Source organism: Micromonospora trifolii, from assembly GCF_050516465.1.
GTDB classification, from domain to species: domain Bacteria; phylum Actinomycetota; class Actinomycetes; order Mycobacteriales; family Micromonosporaceae; genus Micromonospora; species Micromonospora trifolii.
Genome location: NZ_CP191526.1, coordinates 3,530,702 through 3,546,714, shown reverse-complemented (window position 1 = coordinate 3,546,714; position 16,013 = coordinate 3,530,702). Strand labels below are relative to the sequence as shown.

Here is a 16,013-nt window from a genome sequence, read left to right as displayed (position 1 = left end):
ATCGGTCTGCGGCCTGGCCGCTATCGATGTCAGTGTCACCACCCGAACGAACAGGTGCGTTCAGTCCATCATCGCGGTGGCTTCGACTTCGACCAGAAGATCAGGCTCGCCCAGCGCGGCAACACCCAGGAGCGTGATCGGCTTGACCGGGTCGACTCCCAGCTTCGCGGCCGCCCGAGCGACCCCTTCCCCCAGCAGGGGCATCTTCTCGGCGGTCCAGTCGACGACGTAGATGGTCAGTTTCGCCACGTCGTCGAAGGAGCCACCGATCTCGGCCAGGGCGGTGCCGATGTTGAGATAGCACTGCTCGACTTGAGCGGCGAGATCGCCTTCGCCAACTTTGCGCCCATCGGCATCGCGGGCGACCTGACCGGCGAGGAACACGAGCTTCGACCCGGTAGCGATCGACAGTTGTCGGTAGACCTCGGGCTTCGGCAATCCGTTGGGGTTCACCAGGGCAATCGCCATGCTTCCTCCTTGTCGGTGGAGCCGGTAGGCTCCCGTTCCGCAAACCATAGCAGTGATATGTATCGTGATGGCATGGCGAGGACGAAGGATCCGGCCGTCCGTACCCTGCTCATCGAGCGGGCCGGGCAGATGCTCCGAACTCGCGAGCCCATCACCCTCCGCTCGCTGGTGGCCGGAACCGGCGTATCGACAATGGCTGTCTACACGTACTTCGCAGGAATGGACGGCGTGTGGACGGCCCTGCGGCAGGAAGGCTTTACCCGCCTGGCGGCCAGGCTCGCGACGATGGCGGCATCGGCGGACCCGGTGCGGGATTTGGCCGCCCTGGGTGCCGCCTACCTGAGCAACGCCCTGGACAACCCCGACCTGTACCGAGTCATGTTCGACGCGACCTTCGACCTCGAAGACTCCGAAGCCGCAGACGAAACGCTGCGCTGCCTGGTTCACGCCGTTGAACGAGCCAAGAACGCCGGCCGCTTCGGCGCCCATGTCGACCCGGTGGACCTGGCCACAGAGAGCTGGATCATCGGACATGGACTCGCCTCCCTCGTCGCCACAGGTCCCCTCCCGCGACGAACGCTCACCCACGGAATCTCCCTGCTCACCGCCCTGTTCGTCGGTGCCGGGGACGACCCTGACAGATGCCGCCGGTCCGTCGAGCGCGGCTGGAACCAGCTGGGGTCGGTGTAGTGGTGCTGGCCCAGCTCGCGGGCGGGTCTGGCGGTTCGCGGCTGCCTGCCACCTGGCCCGCACGGGCTCGGCCAACCGCGGGGTCTGCCGTCGCACCAGGGCGGCGTACCGGCCGTCGATCCACCGACGAACCACAGTGACATACCGCCCACGGACGCTTGGATGGAAAGCACGGGTAACCGCACCCGCGCGCGGGGGAGTGTGTGGTGGCTGGCGGAGTTCGAGCCGGACACGGTGTCGCGGGACCGGGTGCGAGGCGTACCCTCGACGCCCGGTCAGAATAGGTATCGAGAGGTTCCGGTGACGGTGATGTCCGACCTGTTTGACTACGACGCTGAACTGCGCCTGCACAACGAGTTCTTCCGCGCCGCTGCCCGCGTCGGCTCTCACGACCGTGTTCTCGACATCGGCTGTGGTACCGGCCAGTCCACACGCGATGCTGCCCGCGCCGCCGTCAATGGAAGCGCCACCGGCGTAGATCTGTCCGCGCCGATGCTCGAACGGGCCCGTCAGCTCAGCGACGACCAGGGTCTGTCCAACATCACCTACCAGCAGGCGGATGCCCAGGTTCACCGCTTCCCGCCGACGCATTTCGACCTCTGCATCAGCAGGTTCGGAACGATGTTCTTCGCCGATGCAGTCGCCGCGTTCACCAATATCGGCCGTGCCCTGCGCCCCGCGGCGCGGCTGGTGCTGTTGGTCTGGCAAGACCGCGACCGCAACGAATGGGCCACCGCGATCCGCCAGACCTTCACCGCCGCCTCAGCTGCACCCCGCGGTCCGAACCCGTTCTCACTCGCCGACCAGACCGTCACGGAAGGCATCCTGGCGGCTGCCGGCTTCGCGGACGTCAGCTTCACTGACGTCCACGTACCCGTCTACTACGGCCCGGACAGTGCCACCGCGTTCGATGCTGTCTTCCGCCTATGGGAATTCAAAGACCTGCTTGCCAACCTCGACGACGCCGCCGCCGAGCAAGCACGCACGCGGCTACGCACCACCCTTGACGCCCACAACACCGACGGCGGCGTGTACTTCGACTCGCGTGCCTGGATCGTCACCGCTCGCCGCCGTCACTGAACACCGCCCTGCCTGGCTTCTCGGCGCCGCCACCATCGTCACGTTCACGGTGCTCAGCGGAGGAGGTCGTCGGTGGTGCTCCGGAGCAATTCACGTTGAGGAGTGGCGACGAGGCGGCGAATGCTCTGGCTCATTTGTCGAACCGGATTTCGACGCGTCGATTGCTGGTTCTGCCCTTCGGGTTGTCCTTGCCGTCCACGGTGTTCGGCGCGACGGGTCTGGTCTCCCCGAAGCCGTTGATCTCGTAGGTGATACCGCTGTCAGCGAGTGTTGCGGTCAGCGCGTCGCGCACTGCCTGGGCCCGTCGGCGGGACAACGTCAGGTTCTGCGCGTCGTCACCGACCGAGTCGGTGTGACCGTCGATCTGAACCTTGCCCTTGGCGTGGGTACGCAGCCGTTCGGCTATCTCATCCAGCCGGGCCCGGGCAGCCGGGGACAGATCGGCCCTACCGAAGGCGAAGAGCACATCCGCCGCGAGTGTCAGCTCGATCCGCCTGCTGGACTCGGCCTGCAGGCTGGCGCCGTCGGGGTCCCCGGTAAGCAGGAAGATGTCCTGCACCGGCCCCTGAATGTCCACGATCGGCGCGCTTACCTGCTCGCCGGACGTGACCTGTGGCCCGGGCACGATGCCGATCGGCGGGGCTGGGGTCGGTGTCGGCGCGGACCAGGCGATCGCCGGTTCGCTGACCAGTAGGCAGATGGTCAGCGTGGCGGCCAGCGCTGTCCGCCGGCTAACCGAGCGGTACATTTTCGAAGACCGGCACGCGGGGGATGACGACGTCAACGGCGCTGACGTCATCCGGTGGGGCTCCGAACATGGCGTATAGCTCGACCGACTGGCCGGCCTGGACGAACACCGAGGAGAGGCCCGACGAAGCGAGATACTTCACCTGGCCGGGCTTCGCGTCCTGGTCCCCGCTCCGGGCGACCAGGTGCCGCTTTCGGTTCTTCCGGTCGACCAACGTCACGCCCGAGAAGGCCAGGGCGATCGTGTCACCTTCGAACGCGCTTGCGATCTGCCAACGGTCCGGGTTGTCGCCGGCATCCGTGCGAGTCAGGCGGACGTTGACGGTGACGAAGCCCTGGTCGCGTCGGAGTGGGTACAGCTCGACCTTGACCAGGAAGAGCTTGCCGCTGTCGCTGATCTGAATGTCGTGGCTTCCGATCGGTGCTCCGAGTTTCTCGGGGGTGCCGGCCGTGGCAGCAACGGTCTCCTTCAACTCCTTCCTGCCACCTCCGGGGTCGTGCGATTTGCCGAGGCTGCCGCACGCCGTGAGGGCCATCGTCACCGCGATCGCGAGCGAACCGGCGGTGATCGTGATGCGTGAACCCACGATTTTCTCCGTTACTGGTCGCGGCCTGCCGAAGCCTTCGCACCGCCTGGCGGCCACATCAACGTTCGGCAAACCGGTGAACAGTTTTGGGCCAGAGCGGCTGGCCGTCCGCCCAGCGGGAATCGACTGACCGATTGTCGGCGGAACGGCTTGCAACTCGCCTGCAGGATGCTTGCAGTGGACACATCGGCGCGCGAGCCAGTGGAAGGCATGGTGGGCCGGGCGTGCGTCCGGAGCAGGCGCTGGTGGCGTCGGGAGATCAGGTCAACTGTCGGTCGTCGCCGGCTCGCCCAGCAGCGCCCGGATTTCGTCCGCCTCCGGGTCTCCGAGATCGTTGAAGACGGCGAGCGCTTGCCGCCAGCAGGATCGGGCGTCGTCGGCGTCGCCGCGCTCGCTCAGGGACCGCCCCAGGGCCAGTAGTGTCCGGGCCCTGCCGTGCTCGTTGCCGGTGGACAGGTGCAGCCGTACTGCCTCGCGGAAGCGCCGGATCGCCCGTTCGTGATCGCCCAGTTCGGCGTGCGCCTCGCCGAGATTGGCGATGCAGATGGCCTCTGCGTACCGGTCACCCGCGTCGCGCATCGCGGTCAGTGCCTCCTCGTGGCGGTCGATCGCCTCGCCGGGTTGGCCCAGCAGAACATGACACTGGGCCATGTTCTGCAGTGCCACACCCTCACCGCGTCGGTGACCCCGCAGCCGGTGTTCCTCGCGGGCGAGGGCGAACGTCGCCAGCGCCTCGTCGGGGCGGCCCGCCTCCGCGTGCGCGACGCCCAGGCTGTTCAAGCTGGTGGCTCGCCAGTCCCAGTCGCCGCTGGCCTCGTGCAATCGCAGCGACTTCTGGTACAGGTCGATGGCCTCGGTATAACGTCGGCTCTCGCAGAGCGCGGTCGCGAGGCTGGCCAGCAGCGCTCCCTCGGCCCGCCGGTCACCCACGGCACGGGTGGCGGCGACCCCGATGCGGGTCGCCGTCCGCCAGTCCTCCCTGCGTTTGGTGATGTACCAGTAGGCCGACGCGGCCAGGGCGATCTGCCATGCGTACGTGGGCGCACCGCCGGACGCCGCTGCGCGAACCATCGGGAGCAGGTTCGTCCGTTCGCTTTCGCACCAGCCCAGCGCGGCCTGGTAGGTCTCGACGCGCATAGCCTCGACCGGGGCTGGCGTGGCTGGGCTGACGTGCGGCCGGTGCGGTTGCAGCACTCGTCCTGCGGCGCTGACCGTGTGTAGGTAGCAGTTCAGCAGGCGGTCGAACACCAGTTGTGATTGCGCCGCGTTCTCCGGCGCCTCGGTCAGCTCCCTGGCGTAGGCGCCCACCAGGTCATGGAACTGGTAGCGGTCCGGCCCTGGAAGCTGCAGGAGGTTGGCCCGGTGCAGCTCGGCGGTCAGCTCCCGGGCCCGCAGCACGCTGACGCCCGCGAGGGCCGCCGCTGCGTGGACGCCGACACTCTCGCCCGGGTGCAGTGCCAGCCGCCAGAACAGCTCGGCGGCGGGGGGCGACAGGCCGCGGTACGACCAGGAGAAGACAGCACGGAGGTTGGTGTCGGGGCCGTCGGGCCCGACGAAGGCGTCAAGCCGGCGTCCCTGGCGTAGTTCGTCGAGCAGGTCGCCGAGCGGCCGGTCCGGTAGGTCCAGCGCGCGGGCGGCAACGATACGGATCGCCAGTGGCACATGACCGCAATACTCGGCGAGTGCCTTGCGCTCGTCAGGTCGGGACCGGCGCAGGCACCCGGCGACCAGGTCCACCGACTCGACCGGGCGCAGCGGAGCGAGGCTCAGCGGCAGCGCCTGCTCGCGGACGACGAGTCCCGGAAGCCGGCGGCGGCTGGTCACGACGACGAGGCCGGTCAGATTCCCCGGCAGCAGCGGTCGGACCTGTGCGGCGTTGTAGGCGTTGTCCAACACGATCAGCAGCCGCCGGCCATCGGTCAGGCTGCGCATCCGCCCGCTCTGGGAGTCGACCGTGGGTGGGATGTCCGATGGTGGCACGCCAAGCGAGAGCAGCAATCGGGGCAGCGCCTCCACTGGCGGCATCGGGGTGTCGCCCGGGCTGAACCCCCGTAGGTCAAGGTAGACCTGGCCGTCCGGGAAGTCGTTCCGCCGCAGATGACCCCAGTGCAGGGCGAGTGCCGTCTTACCGATCCCGCCCATCCCGTCGATAACGACGATGCCGGGCCCGCCGCCGCGACGGACGGCGTCGAGTTGGGCGTCGAGCGCGGTCAGTTCGGCCTGCCGGCCGACGAAACCACCGGGTGCGTGGGGGAGCTCCGCAGGCCGCGCGGGTGGATTACCAGGGTCTCGCCGCACCAGGTCCCCGGGTGGCGGCGGCGGATCTGGTGGAACGTCGAGCGCGGGGTCGGCCCGCAGGATCGCGGCTTCCATCTGCCGCAGCTCCGGGGTGGGATCGAGGCCGAACTCGGTAACCAGCCGGGCTCGCAGGTCGCGGTAGGTCGCGAGGGCCTCGTCGGTGCGTCCCCCCCGGTGCAGGACCAGCATGAGCTGACCGACCAGCCGCTGCCGGACGGGATGCTCGGCGAGTAGCTTGGTCAACTCGTCCAGCGCGGCGCGTGACCGGCCCAGCCGGACCAGTGCCTCCAGGCGGTCCTCAACCGCGGTCCACATCATCTCCCGCAGGCCGGCGCAGAGCCGATCTCGTACAACAGTCGGCGCGACGTCGGCCAGCGGATCGCCGCGCCAGAGCGTGAGTGCCAAGTCGAACAGCTTGACTGCCCGTTCGTCGTCGGCCTGCCGGGCGCGGGAGATCAGGCCGGTGAAGCGATGTACGTCGACCGAGCCCGGATCCACCCGCAGGAGGTAGCCCGCGCCCGTGTGCAGGATCTCGATGACCTCGGGCGGATCGGCGTTCATCGGGTTGTGGGCGCGGCGCAGGCAGGCGCGCAGTCGGGATATGAGCGCCTGGAGTGTGCTTCGGGCGGAGGCGGGCGGGTCGGACCCCCAGACGAGTTCGACGAGTCGGTCCACCGCCAGCGCACGACCGGGTTCCAGCAGGAGCAGCCCGAGCACCAGGCGCTGCTGGCGGGAACCGAGATCGACGGGCGCGCCGCCGGTGTACGCCTCGACCGCGCCGAGGACCCGGATATCCACCTGGCCACCTCCCCAATGTCCATTATGGTTCCGCGCCGGCAAGCGGTCTGCCGTGTCTTCGCATCTGGGCAGCGTGGTCCATCGCGCGAGCTGATCTCACGAACGCCGTTTCGTCAGTGGGAAGGGCTTACATTAATGCTGGGGAAGGGCCGTCGCTGAATCCATCTTCGCCACCGTCAAGGCCGAACTACGTGACCGGCGGGCCTGGCCCACCGAGCCCGCTAGGACTTCGTCCAGTGTCCCGTCGTACGCCTGCGCCGCCGCGAGGAGCCGACCCCAGAGTCCATCCGCCGTCCAGTGGCGCAGGCGCTCGTGGCAGGTCTTCCACAGCCCGACGACTCGGGGGCGGGCTGGCCACCTTCCCGCTGCTTTCCGCTACGCCATCGGCGCGGCTTGGCGCGCACTGCCGGAACCGCAGACGGATCCGGCCGTGGGTGATGATCGCCGATAGCGGAGGGATCAGCGGACCACTGCGACGGGGCAGGCGGCGTGGTGTAGGACGGCGTGACTGACCGACCCAAGGCGCCTGCCCGGTAGGTGTGCGCGGCCGCGGGCGCCAAGGACCACGAGTTGGGCTTTCGCGCTGGCCCCCACGATGGCGTCGGCGGAACGGTCGGTGGTCAGGTCCCGGTGCATCGTCACCGTCGGATACTTATGGGACCAGGTCAGCGCGGCATCCATGAGTATCCGGGCGTGTGCGGCGTCTTCCGTTTCGGGGTCGTAACGGAACAGCAACTCAGGAGTGCTGAGATGGGTCCGCTGCCACGCATGCACTGCTCGCAGGTCGGCTCCGCGCAGCGATGCCTCGTGGAAGGCGAAACCGAGCGGGGCGTCGTCGGCGGCGGATCCGTCCACGCCGACCAGAATGTCGCCGGTGACCGGAGCGACGCCTCGGGTGATTATCACGGGGCAGGTGGCGTGCGCGGCGACCTTGATCGCGACGGAGCCCAGCAGCAGCCCGGAAAAGCCTTCCCGGCCGCGGTGACCGAGTACGAGCAGGTCGCTGTGGGCGGATTCGCGGATGAGGACGGTGGCAGGGTCACCGGCCAGAACTTCTGCCGTCACTGTGACTTGAGCGGCTGCCGCGCGGTTGATGGCGGCTTGGATGGCCTGTTGCGGCTCGGACAGCAGGCCGGCGGTGAGTTCGCTGGCTGGGTCGTTGTTCACCCAGGCGGGGTGGTTGGCCCAGGGGTCGCAGTGAACGATGCGTACCGGACGTCCGCGTAGCGTGGCCTCGTGGACTGCGAGGTCGACTGCGATGAGGCTACAGTCGGACCCGTCGACGCCGACGAGGATATGTCTGCCGGTCATTGGCCTGCCCTCCGGTGGATGTTCGAGGATGTTTTCAGCGGGCCGGTCATGATTTCTTGGCCACGGTGAGCAGCACAGCGGCGTCTTCGAGCGCCTCCAGGGTGTGCCGGCAGTCCGGCACGATCAGCAGGTCGCCGGGTGCGCCCTCCCAGGACGTCTCGCCGGCGCCGAGCAGGACCCGGCCGTGCAGGACGTGGACGGTGGCCTCGCCAGGGTTCTCGTGTTCGTTGAGCACCCGGCCGGCGGTCAGCGCGATCATCGTTTGGCGGAGTTGGTGCTCGTGACCGCCGTAGACTGTTGAGCTGCTGCGGCCGCTGGAGGCGGCGTGCGCGAGCTCGAGCTGTTGGCGGGCCAGCGCGGTCAGAGAGGATTTCTGCATTCGGTGTCCTGTCGGTGTGGTCGTACGGGTTATTGCGGGCCGCCCGGCCGGCTCAGGGTGACTCCGGGCATGCCAGGACGGGCTGGCCCGTCTTGCCTGTTGTGGGGGTGGCCGGGTGGATGCGTCGGTCGAGGCGGATGGCGGCGTAGCCCAGCGTCGAGACGGCCATCACGATCAGCAGGTCGGTGGCGGTGACCGGTTCGGTGTCGAGCAGTTGGCGCAGCGGCGGGGTGTAGATGGCGGCGAGCTGCAGGGCGAGTGCGGTGCCGACGGCGGCGAGCAGCATCGGGTTGGCTCGGGTTCCGGGCCGGGCTCGGGAGCCCAGCGCGACGGCGAGCTGGGTGACGCCGAGGGCGAGGAACGTCAGGGTCTGCCATGGGCGGTCGGTGGCGTGCGCCCAGATGCCAACGCTGATGGTGATTGCGGCGATGACCGCGCCGACACGCAGGATGCGCTGCCACAGCCCGGCGCCGAGGATCGTCTCGGACGGCGGCCGCGGCGGCCGGGCCATGACGTCGGGGTCGACGGGTTCACTGCCCAACGCGAGACCGGGCAGTCCGTGGGTGATCAGGTTGATCCAGAGGATCTGTGCGGGCAGCAGCGGCAGGGCAAGGCCGACGAACGGTCCGACCAGCATCACGGTGATCTCCGCGGCGCCACCGGACAAGGCGTACAGCAGAAAACGCCGAATGTTGGCGTACACGCGGCGGCCTTCCTCGGCCGCGGCGACAACGGTCCCGAGTTCGTCGTCCGCCAGGACCAGGTCGGCGGCTTGGCGGGCGACCTCCGTGCCCCGTTTGCCCATCGCGACGCCGATGTCGGCTCGGTGCAGGGCTGGGCCGTCGTTGACACCGTCGCCGGTCATCGCGACGACCTGCCCGGCGTGGCGGAGGGCGTCGATGATGGCGACCTTCTGCTGCGGGGTCGCCCGGGCGAAGACCCGGGCGCCCTGTCCGGCGCGTGCGTCAGGTTCGGAGGTACGGCAATCGACCACGTCGTCGCCGCCATCGATGATGCCGAGCTCGACGGCGATCGCACCGGCGGTTGCTGGGTGATCACCGGTGATGAGCACTGGGATGATGCCCGCGCGTTGACAGGCTGCGATGGTCGCGGCAGCCGATGCCCGGGGCGGGTCGAGGATCGCGACGAGACCGAGCAGGCTCAGACCCTGCTCCGGGGCACCATGATCGGTGGAAGCTGCACGGTCGGACTGGGCCACCGCGAGCACCCGGTAACCGTCGCCGGCGAATGCGTCTGCGCGGGCCGCTGCCAGGTCGATCAAGTCAGCACTGTCGGCGAGGACTGCCGGCTGCAGGACCGCTTCGGGTGCGCCCTTGCAGACAATCCGTATGGCGCCGTCGGGGAGCTGGTGGGTGGTCGACATGCGTTTGCGGACGCTGTCGAAGGGTTCCTCGCTGATGCGGGGCAGTTGGGCCTGTAGAGCCTCGCGGTCGATGCCGAGCTTCGCGCCGGCGGTGAGCAGGGCCACTTCGGTGGGATCACCGACTGGCAGCCAGCCAGGGTCACCGCCGTCCGGCGCGTGCAGGGAAGCGTCGTTGCACAACACCGCGGCCCGCAGCAGCTCTGACAGGTCGGGAGCGTCACCGTCGGCCACTACCATGCCGTCGCGGTGGATGTCGCCGTGCGGTGCGTAGCCGGACCCGTCGACGAGGGCGTCACCAGTGGGGGTCCAGAGCCGTCGCAGGACCATCTGACCTTCGGTGAGGGTGCCGGTCTTGTCGGTGGCCAGGACGGTGACCGAGCCGAGGGTCTCGACCGCGGGCAGCCGCCGGATGACGGCGTGCTTCGCGGTCATCCGGCGGGCGCCGAGCGCCAGGCTGAGGGTGACGACAGCCGGGAGGGACTCGGGGACGGCCGCGACCACCAGGGTGATCGCCGTGACGATCATCAGTTGCAGCGGCTGCCCGCGGAACAGGCCGAGGGCCAGGACAACGGCGCACAGCACCACGGCGCCGGTGGCGAGCAGCCGGCCCACTCCGACCAGGCGGCGCTGCAAGGGGGTCAGGGCGGGGGTGGTCACCATCATCGCGGCGATGCGGCCCATGGCGCTGGCCGTGCCGGTCGCGGTGATGATGGCGTACCCGCGCCCGCGAACGACCACAGTTCCCGCGGACACGTCCGCCATCGACCCGCCCAGGTCGGCGGATTTGTCGACCGGCGCGGACTCACCCGTCAGCGCTGCTTCGTCGATCAGCAGGGCGCTGGCCTCGACGACGTGGGCGTCGGCGGGCACGATGTCACCTTCGGCAAGAACGAGCAGGTCACCGACGACCAGGTCGGCAGCGGGCACCTCACGTTGCCCGCCGTCACGCACCACCCGGGCGTCTGGTGCGGTCAGCGCAGACAGCGCGGATATCGCCCGTTCCGCTTTGACTTCCTGGACCACACCGACCGTGGTGTTGACGACGATCACGAACAGGATGACCGACGCGTCGGTCAGGTCGCCGGTGGCCAGTGTGAAGCCGGCAGCGGCGAGCAGGACCAGGACGAGCGGGTCACGCAGTTGCGACACGACCCGGCGCCACACCGGCGGCGGGCGCCGTGCGGGCAGCACGTTACGGCCATCGTGTACCAGCCGATCAGCCGCCTCTACCGAGGAGAGACCGCTGCGCGGGCTCGTCGACCGTGGAGGTTCGGCGACGCTGGTGTTCCCGCCCGGCGCGTCGATGCCCACGGGGTCGTTGATCGGCGGAGTCATCCTGCTTGTCTCCTCCCGCGGACGGGTGCGATCGGTGCCTCGCCGTAGCGGCTGGCGGACAGTGATGGTCCTCGCCGTCTCACCGGTGATCGACGGTCTGGTCAGCCGGCAGGCGGGGCGTGTGCGACGGCCCGGCGGTGTCGTGGTCGAGGACCCCGAACCGTAGGACGAGGTACGGATGGCCGAGGTCGGACAGTAGGTGCCTGATGGTTTCGCGGGTAACGGTGACCTCGATGGCGGCGCTCAGCGGTACGACCGAGACGCCGAGTTCGGTGGCCTTGAGCCATGCCGCGGACAGTGCCTCACCGGCCCGCAACCAGTCGGGGTCGCCGTCACCGGGTCCGTGGAGGATCGCGAAGACCGCCGTCCGGTCATGGGTGTCGGCGATGGCCATGTCGCCGGGGTGGCCGAAGTCGCGCCCTGGCACCGTTGTGGGCGACGCCTCGCGGGGGATGACCGCATCGGGGATGCCGGTGCCGAGGGTGCGCGCACCACCGGTCCAGTGGAGCAGCTCCGCCTGCCAGGCCTCGTCATCGGACTCGATGCGGTGGGCGTGATCCGAGGCGGACGCCAGGTCGAGGACCTGGCGTGGGCGCAGCACATGCAGCAGCGTCTGCTGCGACTCGACGGCGGCGGCGATCGACCGCAGTGTGTCCGCGTCGACCGGGGTGCCGCTGACAGCCCGGCGGTCGGTGTGCCGCAGTGCGACGCTCTGCAGGTGCCGGATCGCCGCGGGCTCGACCGGTATCCGGGCGTCGACACGTATTGTCGCGAGGTGCCGGGGCCTGGCGTTGTCGGTGTGGCGGGTCACGGTGGCCTGCCGGCCGTCGGCGGCCAGGCTGATCAGGGCGTGGTGCAGCGCGGCGCCGCAGCTCAGGATCGCCAGGCGGCGGTCCGGGTCGGTGACGGCCAGGGTGCGGCTCTCCTCGATGAACAGATCGAGGTGATCGCCGTAGGTACGCCACCGCCACGGTTGAGTGTTGTGGATCGACGGGGCGTGGCTCGCCGCGATGGTGGCGTTGGTCAGCGCCCGGGTCACGGTCTGAGCGTCAGCAGTCGGAGTGGAAGTCATCGTTGTCTCCTCGTGCGGTCCTGAGCGAAGAACTGGACGTGCCGGGTTATGCCGTGGGCCAGGTCCAGTCGCGTACCTCCGGTAGGTCTTCGCCGGTGCGGCGGATGTATGCGTGGTGCTCGGCGCGCTTGTCGACCATCTGCTGGCGCAGCACCGCGGCGCGCCGGGCGAGGCCGGGGACCCGGTCGATGACGTCGATGACGAGGTGGAAGCGATCCAGGTCGTTGAGCACCACCATGTCGAACGGTGTGGTCGTGGTGCCCTCCTCCTTGAACCCGCGCACGTGCAGGTTGTGGTGACCGTGACGACGGTAGGTCAGCCGGTGGATCAGCCATGGGTAACCGTGGTACGCCAGCAGGATCGGCCGGTCGGTGGTGAAGATCGCGTCGAACTCCGCGTCGGGCAGCCCGTGCGGGTGTTCCGACTCCGACTGCAGCCGCATCAGATCCACCACGTTCACCACGCGGACCTTGAGCTCGGGTAGATGCCGACGCAGCAGATCTGTCGCGGCCATGACCTCCAACGTCGGGACGTCACCGGCGGCAGCCAGCACCACGTCCGGGTCGCCGCCGTCGTTTCCTGCCCAGTCCCAGATACCCAGACCCCGTGCGCAGTGCAGGGCAGCGGCGTCCATGTCGAGCCAGGTCGGGGCGGGTTGCTTGCCGGCGACGATGACGTTGATGTAGTCCCGGCTGCGCAGGCAGTGGTCGGCGACCGACAGCAGAGTGTTCGCATCCGGCGGGAGGTAGACGCGGACGACCTCGGGCTTCTTGTTCATCACGTGATCGATGAACCCGGGGTCCTGGTGCGAGGCGCCGTTGTGGTCCTGGCGCCAGACGTGCGAGGTGAGCAGATAGTTCAGCGACGGTATGGGCTTGCGCCAGCTGAGATGCCTGGTCACGTTCAACCATTTGGCGTGTTGGTTGACCATCGAGTCGACGATGTGGATGAACGCCTCGTAGCAGGAGAACAGACCGTGTCGGCCGGTGAGCAGATACCCTTCGAGCCAGCCCTGGCACGTGGTCTCCGACAGGATCTCCATGACCCGGCCCTGCCGACCAAGATGCAGGTCGGTCCGCTCGACGTCGGCCTGCCATGCCTTGTCGGTCACTTCGAGGACGGCGCCGAGGCGGTTCGACTCGGTCTCGTCCGGACCGATCAGCCGGAAATCACGGTACGCCTCGTTCGCCGCCATCACGTCGCGCAGCCAGCCGCCCAGCACCCGAGTCGCCTCGGCGTCCTCGCCGGCTTTGACGCCGTACGCCCGAAAGTCCGGCAGCTCCAGGTCACGGGGGAACCGTCCCCCGTTGGCGTGCGGGTTCGCCGACATGCGCAGATCGCCGCGCGGGAGCCACTCCACGATCGCCGGCACGGGTACCCCGTCCGCGTCGAAAAGCTCCTCCGGCCGATAGGAGCGCATCCACTGTTCCAGCAGCGCGAGGTGTGCGAGGTCGTCGCGGGCGGCGGACAGCGGTACCTGGTGGGCGCGCCAGGTGCCCTCGACCGGCACGCCGTCGACCTCTTTCGGGCCGGTCCATCCCTTCGGTGTCCGCAGCACAATCATCGGCCAGCGCGGCTGGTCGACACTCTCGCCGGTCCGGGCGGCGCGCTGGATCTCGGCGATCTCGTCGAAGACGAGGTCCAGGGTCGCGGCGAGCTGCTGGTGTACGAGTGCTGGTTCGGTGCCCTCGACAAGATACGGCTGGTACCCGTAGCCGGTGAGCAGAGCAGCGAGTTCGTCGTCGCCGATCCGGGCGAGCAATGTCGGGTTGGCGATCTTGTAGCCGTTCAGGTGCAGGATCGGCAGCACCGCGCCGTCACCGACCGGGTCGAGAAACTTGTTCGAATGCCAGGACGCGGCCAGCGGGCCGGTCTCGGCCTCACCGTCGCCGATCACGCAGGCGACCACCAGATCCGGGTTGTCCAGGGCGGCCCCGTATGCGTGCGACAGTGAATAGCCCAGCTCACCGCCCTCATGTATTGAGCCAGGAGTCTGCGGTGCTACGTGCGACGGTATGCCACCGGGGAAGGAGAACTGGGTGAACAACCGTCCCATCCCGGTCTCGTCCTGGGAGATCCGCGGGTAGACCTCGGAATAGGTGCCCTCCAGCCAGGTGTTCGCGACCAGCCCGGGGCCGCCGTGGCCCGGGCCGGTCACGTAGATGACCTCCCGGCCGCGGGATGCGACGATTCGCGACAGGTGGGCGTAGAGCAGGTTCAGGCCGGGGGTGGTGCCCCAGTGCCCGAGCAGCCGCGGTTTGACCTGCGCCGGTTGCAGCGGCTCGCGCAGCAGCGGGTCTCCCATCAGATAGATCTGCCCGACGGACAAATAGTTGGCGGCCCGCCAGTAGGCGTCGATGCGGTGCAGCTCATCGAGGCCCAGCGGCTCCTCCGTTGTTACCTGGAGACTGCCGGTGTAGTCCGAGGGCGCGGTGCGGGTTGCGGTCATCAGGACCGCCGCCTTTCCTGTCATGCCGGAATGGGTGTCCGGCAGCCTGCCGGGGGCGCGATCTGCTCAGTGCGCGACTTTCAGGAGGCCCTCGGCGCCAGCGGTCTACCGTTGATCGGCATCGTGGGCGGTGGGGCAGCTGCCGCGCTGTTCTCGCGGGCCAGGAACGTTTCCCGCTCGGCTTCGGCCTGCCGGGCCATGGCGCGATTCATGCTCTCGGGCAGCTGGATGTCCTTGAGCTCGACCAGGGTGACGACCACGCCTCGTTCGGCGGTGGCGACGTCGAGGATCTCCCGAATGTTCACGTTGATCCGGTCGGTCTCGGCCAGGGTCACCTTCACGGCGAGCGACGCCAAGGCGAAAAGCAACAGGATGACGAGGGCGGTCCACAGGTACCACATGGTCGAGATCCTGACTTCGGCCGCAGCCGGGTATCCGTGCCCGAGAACAGTCTGCGCAAGAAACGCACCTGATCGCTGCGGAGGCGAAGAAGCGCCCCGACACGCACAGCGGCCAACTACCAGGCCACCGGGGTCCAGGGCGACATATCCACCCTACGCCTGTTCACGGCATTCGGCAGCGGGCGCCGGCTGGGTCCACACGGCACGCTCGGCGAAATGCGCGTACGGTCGACCTGTCGCCCGGGACCCCGGTGGCCGTTGAGCCCGCCGTCGCCGTCGGCATCTCCAACCATTCGTGGATCATGCTGTGGTTGAGGCGTCTCCGACCGGTTGCGAGATCCGTACCGGAGCACGGCTGCCGCTCCCGTGATCACCACCGAACGACGAGGACGGGGCACAAGGGACTATTCCAGCAACACGCTTCGGCCGGACAGCGCGCTCATGACGACCGGATAACCGGGATGGCGATGCGGTACCTGCTGGCCGGCATCAGACTCGCGCTGGGCTGGTCACATGCCGCACGGACAAGAGAGATCTCCTGATGGCGATCCGCGATCAATTCGCTCAGTGGATGTACCAGCATGGCCGCCCCAACCGACTGGCCCGCGTCCTGAACCGCATATCCGCCCTCCAGTTCAGTAGTGGGATTTTCGCGCCGCGCAACTGGGTGACGTTGGAGGTGCTTGGACGGCGGAGCGGTAAGCCCGTGACGTTCCCCCTCGTCCTCGCAGAGCACCAGGGGGAGCGTTACCTCGTATCGATGCTGGGAGCCACCTCGAACTGGGTGGCCAACGTGCGAGCCGCAGACGGTCACGCCGTCATTCATCACGGGAAACGCGAGAAGGTCCTGCTAGGTGAGGTCGACGCCGATGCGCGCGCGCCCATTTTGCGCCGCTATCTCGCTGTTGCTCCCGGAGCCCGACCGCACATGGCTATCGACCGGCGGGCACCGCCCTGCGACTTCGAACGTGTGGCCGCGCAATACCCGGTCTTCCACGCTCCGTCCACCGTTCG

12 protein-coding genes and 2 pseudogenes are annotated in these 16,013 nt (G+C 68.7%); 3 read left to right on the top strand and 11 right to left on the bottom strand.

Annotation, left to right across the window (positions count from 1 at the left end; all coding sequences use genetic code 11):
- Positions 1–60: 60 nt before the first annotated feature.
- Positions 61–468, bottom strand: coding sequence for a RidA family protein (locus tag ACQRWP_RS16235; protein WP_430503073.1), 408 nt, complete (start codon positions 466–468; stop codon positions 61–63).
- A 72-nt stretch (positions 469–540) separates the two neighbouring features.
- Here ACQRWP_RS16235 and ACQRWP_RS16230 point away from each other — a divergent pair, with 72 nt between their 5' ends.
- Positions 541–1,158, top strand: coding sequence for a TetR/AcrR family transcriptional regulator (locus ACQRWP_RS16230; RefSeq protein ID WP_430503072.1), 618 nt, complete (start codon positions 541–543; stop codon positions 1,156–1,158).
- Positions 1,159–1,320: 162 nt separating this feature from the next.
- Entirely contained in the window at positions 1,321–2,238 is a 918-nt protein-coding gene (locus ACQRWP_RS16225) for a class I SAM-dependent methyltransferase (RefSeq protein WP_430503071.1), read from the top strand.
- A 130-nt stretch (positions 2,239–2,368) separates the two neighbouring features.
- On the opposite strand, the gene ACQRWP_RS16220 is transcribed toward ACQRWP_RS16225, so the two are convergent.
- The 10 genes and pseudogenes from ACQRWP_RS16220 to ACQRWP_RS16175 form a co-directional block, all read right to left on the bottom strand.
- The gene (locus ACQRWP_RS16220; protein WP_430503070.1) at positions 2,369–2,986 is read right to left on the bottom strand and encodes an OmpA family protein; all 618 of its coding nucleotides are present in this window, start codon (positions 2,984–2,986) and stop codon (positions 2,369–2,371) included.
- On the bottom strand, positions 2,970–3,572 hold the full coding sequence (locus ACQRWP_RS16215; protein WP_430503069.1) for a hypothetical protein: 603 nt from the start codon (positions 3,570–3,572) through the stop codon (positions 2,970–2,972). The genes ACQRWP_RS16220 and ACQRWP_RS16215 overlap by 17 nt, the downstream gene beginning before the upstream one ends.
- 264 nt (positions 3,573–3,836) lie before the next feature.
- The gene (locus ACQRWP_RS16210) at positions 3,837–6,668 is read right to left on the bottom strand and encodes an AfsR/SARP family transcriptional regulator (protein WP_430503068.1); all 2,832 of its coding nucleotides are present in this window, start codon (positions 6,666–6,668) and stop codon (positions 3,837–3,839) included.
- 243 nt (positions 6,669–6,911) lie between these two features.
- Positions 6,912–7,004 (bottom strand): annotated as a pseudogene (locus ACQRWP_RS16205) (IS5/IS1182 family transposase); the annotation flags it as partial.
- A 123-nt stretch (positions 7,005–7,127) separates the two neighbouring features.
- Positions 7,128–7,979, bottom strand: coding sequence for a universal stress protein (locus tag ACQRWP_RS16200; protein ID WP_430503067.1), 852 nt, complete (start codon positions 7,977–7,979; stop codon positions 7,128–7,130).
- Between the two features lie 46 nt (positions 7,980–8,025).
- Positions 8,026–8,358: a cupin domain-containing protein gene (locus ACQRWP_RS16195; RefSeq protein WP_430503066.1), complete on the bottom strand. Its 333-nt coding sequence runs from the start codon at positions 8,356–8,358 to the stop codon at positions 8,026–8,028.
- A 52-nt stretch (positions 8,359–8,410) separates the two neighbouring features.
- Positions 8,411–11,077: a cation-translocating P-type ATPase gene (locus tag ACQRWP_RS16190; RefSeq protein WP_430503065.1), complete on the bottom strand. Its 2,667-nt coding sequence runs from the start codon at positions 11,075–11,077 to the stop codon at positions 8,411–8,413.
- A gap of 79 nt (positions 11,078–11,156) precedes the next feature.
- Complete coding sequence (locus ACQRWP_RS16185; protein ID WP_430503064.1) at positions 11,157–12,149, bottom strand: Acg family FMN-binding oxidoreductase; 993 nt, start codon at positions 12,147–12,149, stop codon at positions 11,157–11,159.
- Between the two features lie 46 nt (positions 12,150–12,195).
- Entirely contained in the window at positions 12,196–14,598 is a 2,403-nt protein-coding gene (locus ACQRWP_RS16180) for a phosphoketolase family protein (RefSeq protein WP_430503063.1), read from the bottom strand.
- An 80-nt stretch (positions 14,599–14,678) separates the two neighbouring features.
- Positions 14,679–14,999: an SPFH domain-containing protein gene (locus ACQRWP_RS16175; protein ID WP_430503062.1), complete on the bottom strand. Its 321-nt coding sequence runs from the start codon at positions 14,997–14,999 to the stop codon at positions 14,679–14,681.
- A gap of 541 nt (positions 15,000–15,540) precedes the next feature.
- On the opposite strand from ACQRWP_RS16175, the pseudogene ACQRWP_RS16170 reads away from it, so the two are divergent.
- Positions 15,541–15,930, top strand: a pseudogene (locus ACQRWP_RS16170) (nitroreductase/quinone reductase family protein); the annotation flags it as partial.
- Between the last annotated feature and the right edge of the window lie 83 nt (positions 15,931–16,013).

Bases quoted from the DNA above. Each gene is read 5' to 3' on its own strand.
- ACQRWP_RS16190 (WP_430503065.1), bottom strand. From the start codon at position 11,077: ATGACTCCGCCGATCAACGACCCCGTGGGCATCGACGCGCCGGGCGGG.
- ACQRWP_RS16200 (WP_430503067.1), bottom strand. From the start codon at position 7,979: ATGACCGGCAGACATATCCTCGTCGGCGTCGACGGGTCCGACTGTAGC.
- ACQRWP_RS16185 (WP_430503064.1), bottom strand. From the start codon at position 12,149: ATGACTTCCACTCCGACTGCTGACGCTCAGACCGTGACCCGGGCGCTG.
- ACQRWP_RS16230 (WP_430503072.1), top strand. From the start codon at position 541: ATGGCGAGGACGAAGGATCCGGCCGTCCGTACCCTGCTCATCGAGCGG.
- ACQRWP_RS16175 (WP_430503062.1), bottom strand. From the start codon at position 14,999: ATGTGGTACCTGTGGACCGCCCTCGTCATCCTGTTGCTTTTCGCCTTG.
- ACQRWP_RS16235 (WP_430503073.1), bottom strand. From the start codon at position 468: ATGGCGATTGCCCTGGTGAACCCCAACGGATTGCCGAAGCCCGAGGTC.
- ACQRWP_RS16220 (WP_430503070.1), bottom strand. From the start codon at position 2,986: ATGTACCGCTCGGTTAGCCGGCGGACAGCGCTGGCCGCCACGCTGACC.
- ACQRWP_RS16180 (WP_430503063.1), bottom strand. From the start codon at position 14,598: ATGACCGCAACCCGCACCGCGCCCTCGGACTACACCGGCAGTCTCCAG.
- ACQRWP_RS16195 (WP_430503066.1), bottom strand. From the start codon at position 8,358: ATGCAGAAATCCTCTCTGACCGCGCTGGCCCGCCAACAGCTCGAGCTC.
- ACQRWP_RS16225 (WP_430503071.1), top strand. From the start codon at position 1,321: ATGGAAAGCACGGGTAACCGCACCCGCGCGCGGGGGAGTGTGTGGTGG.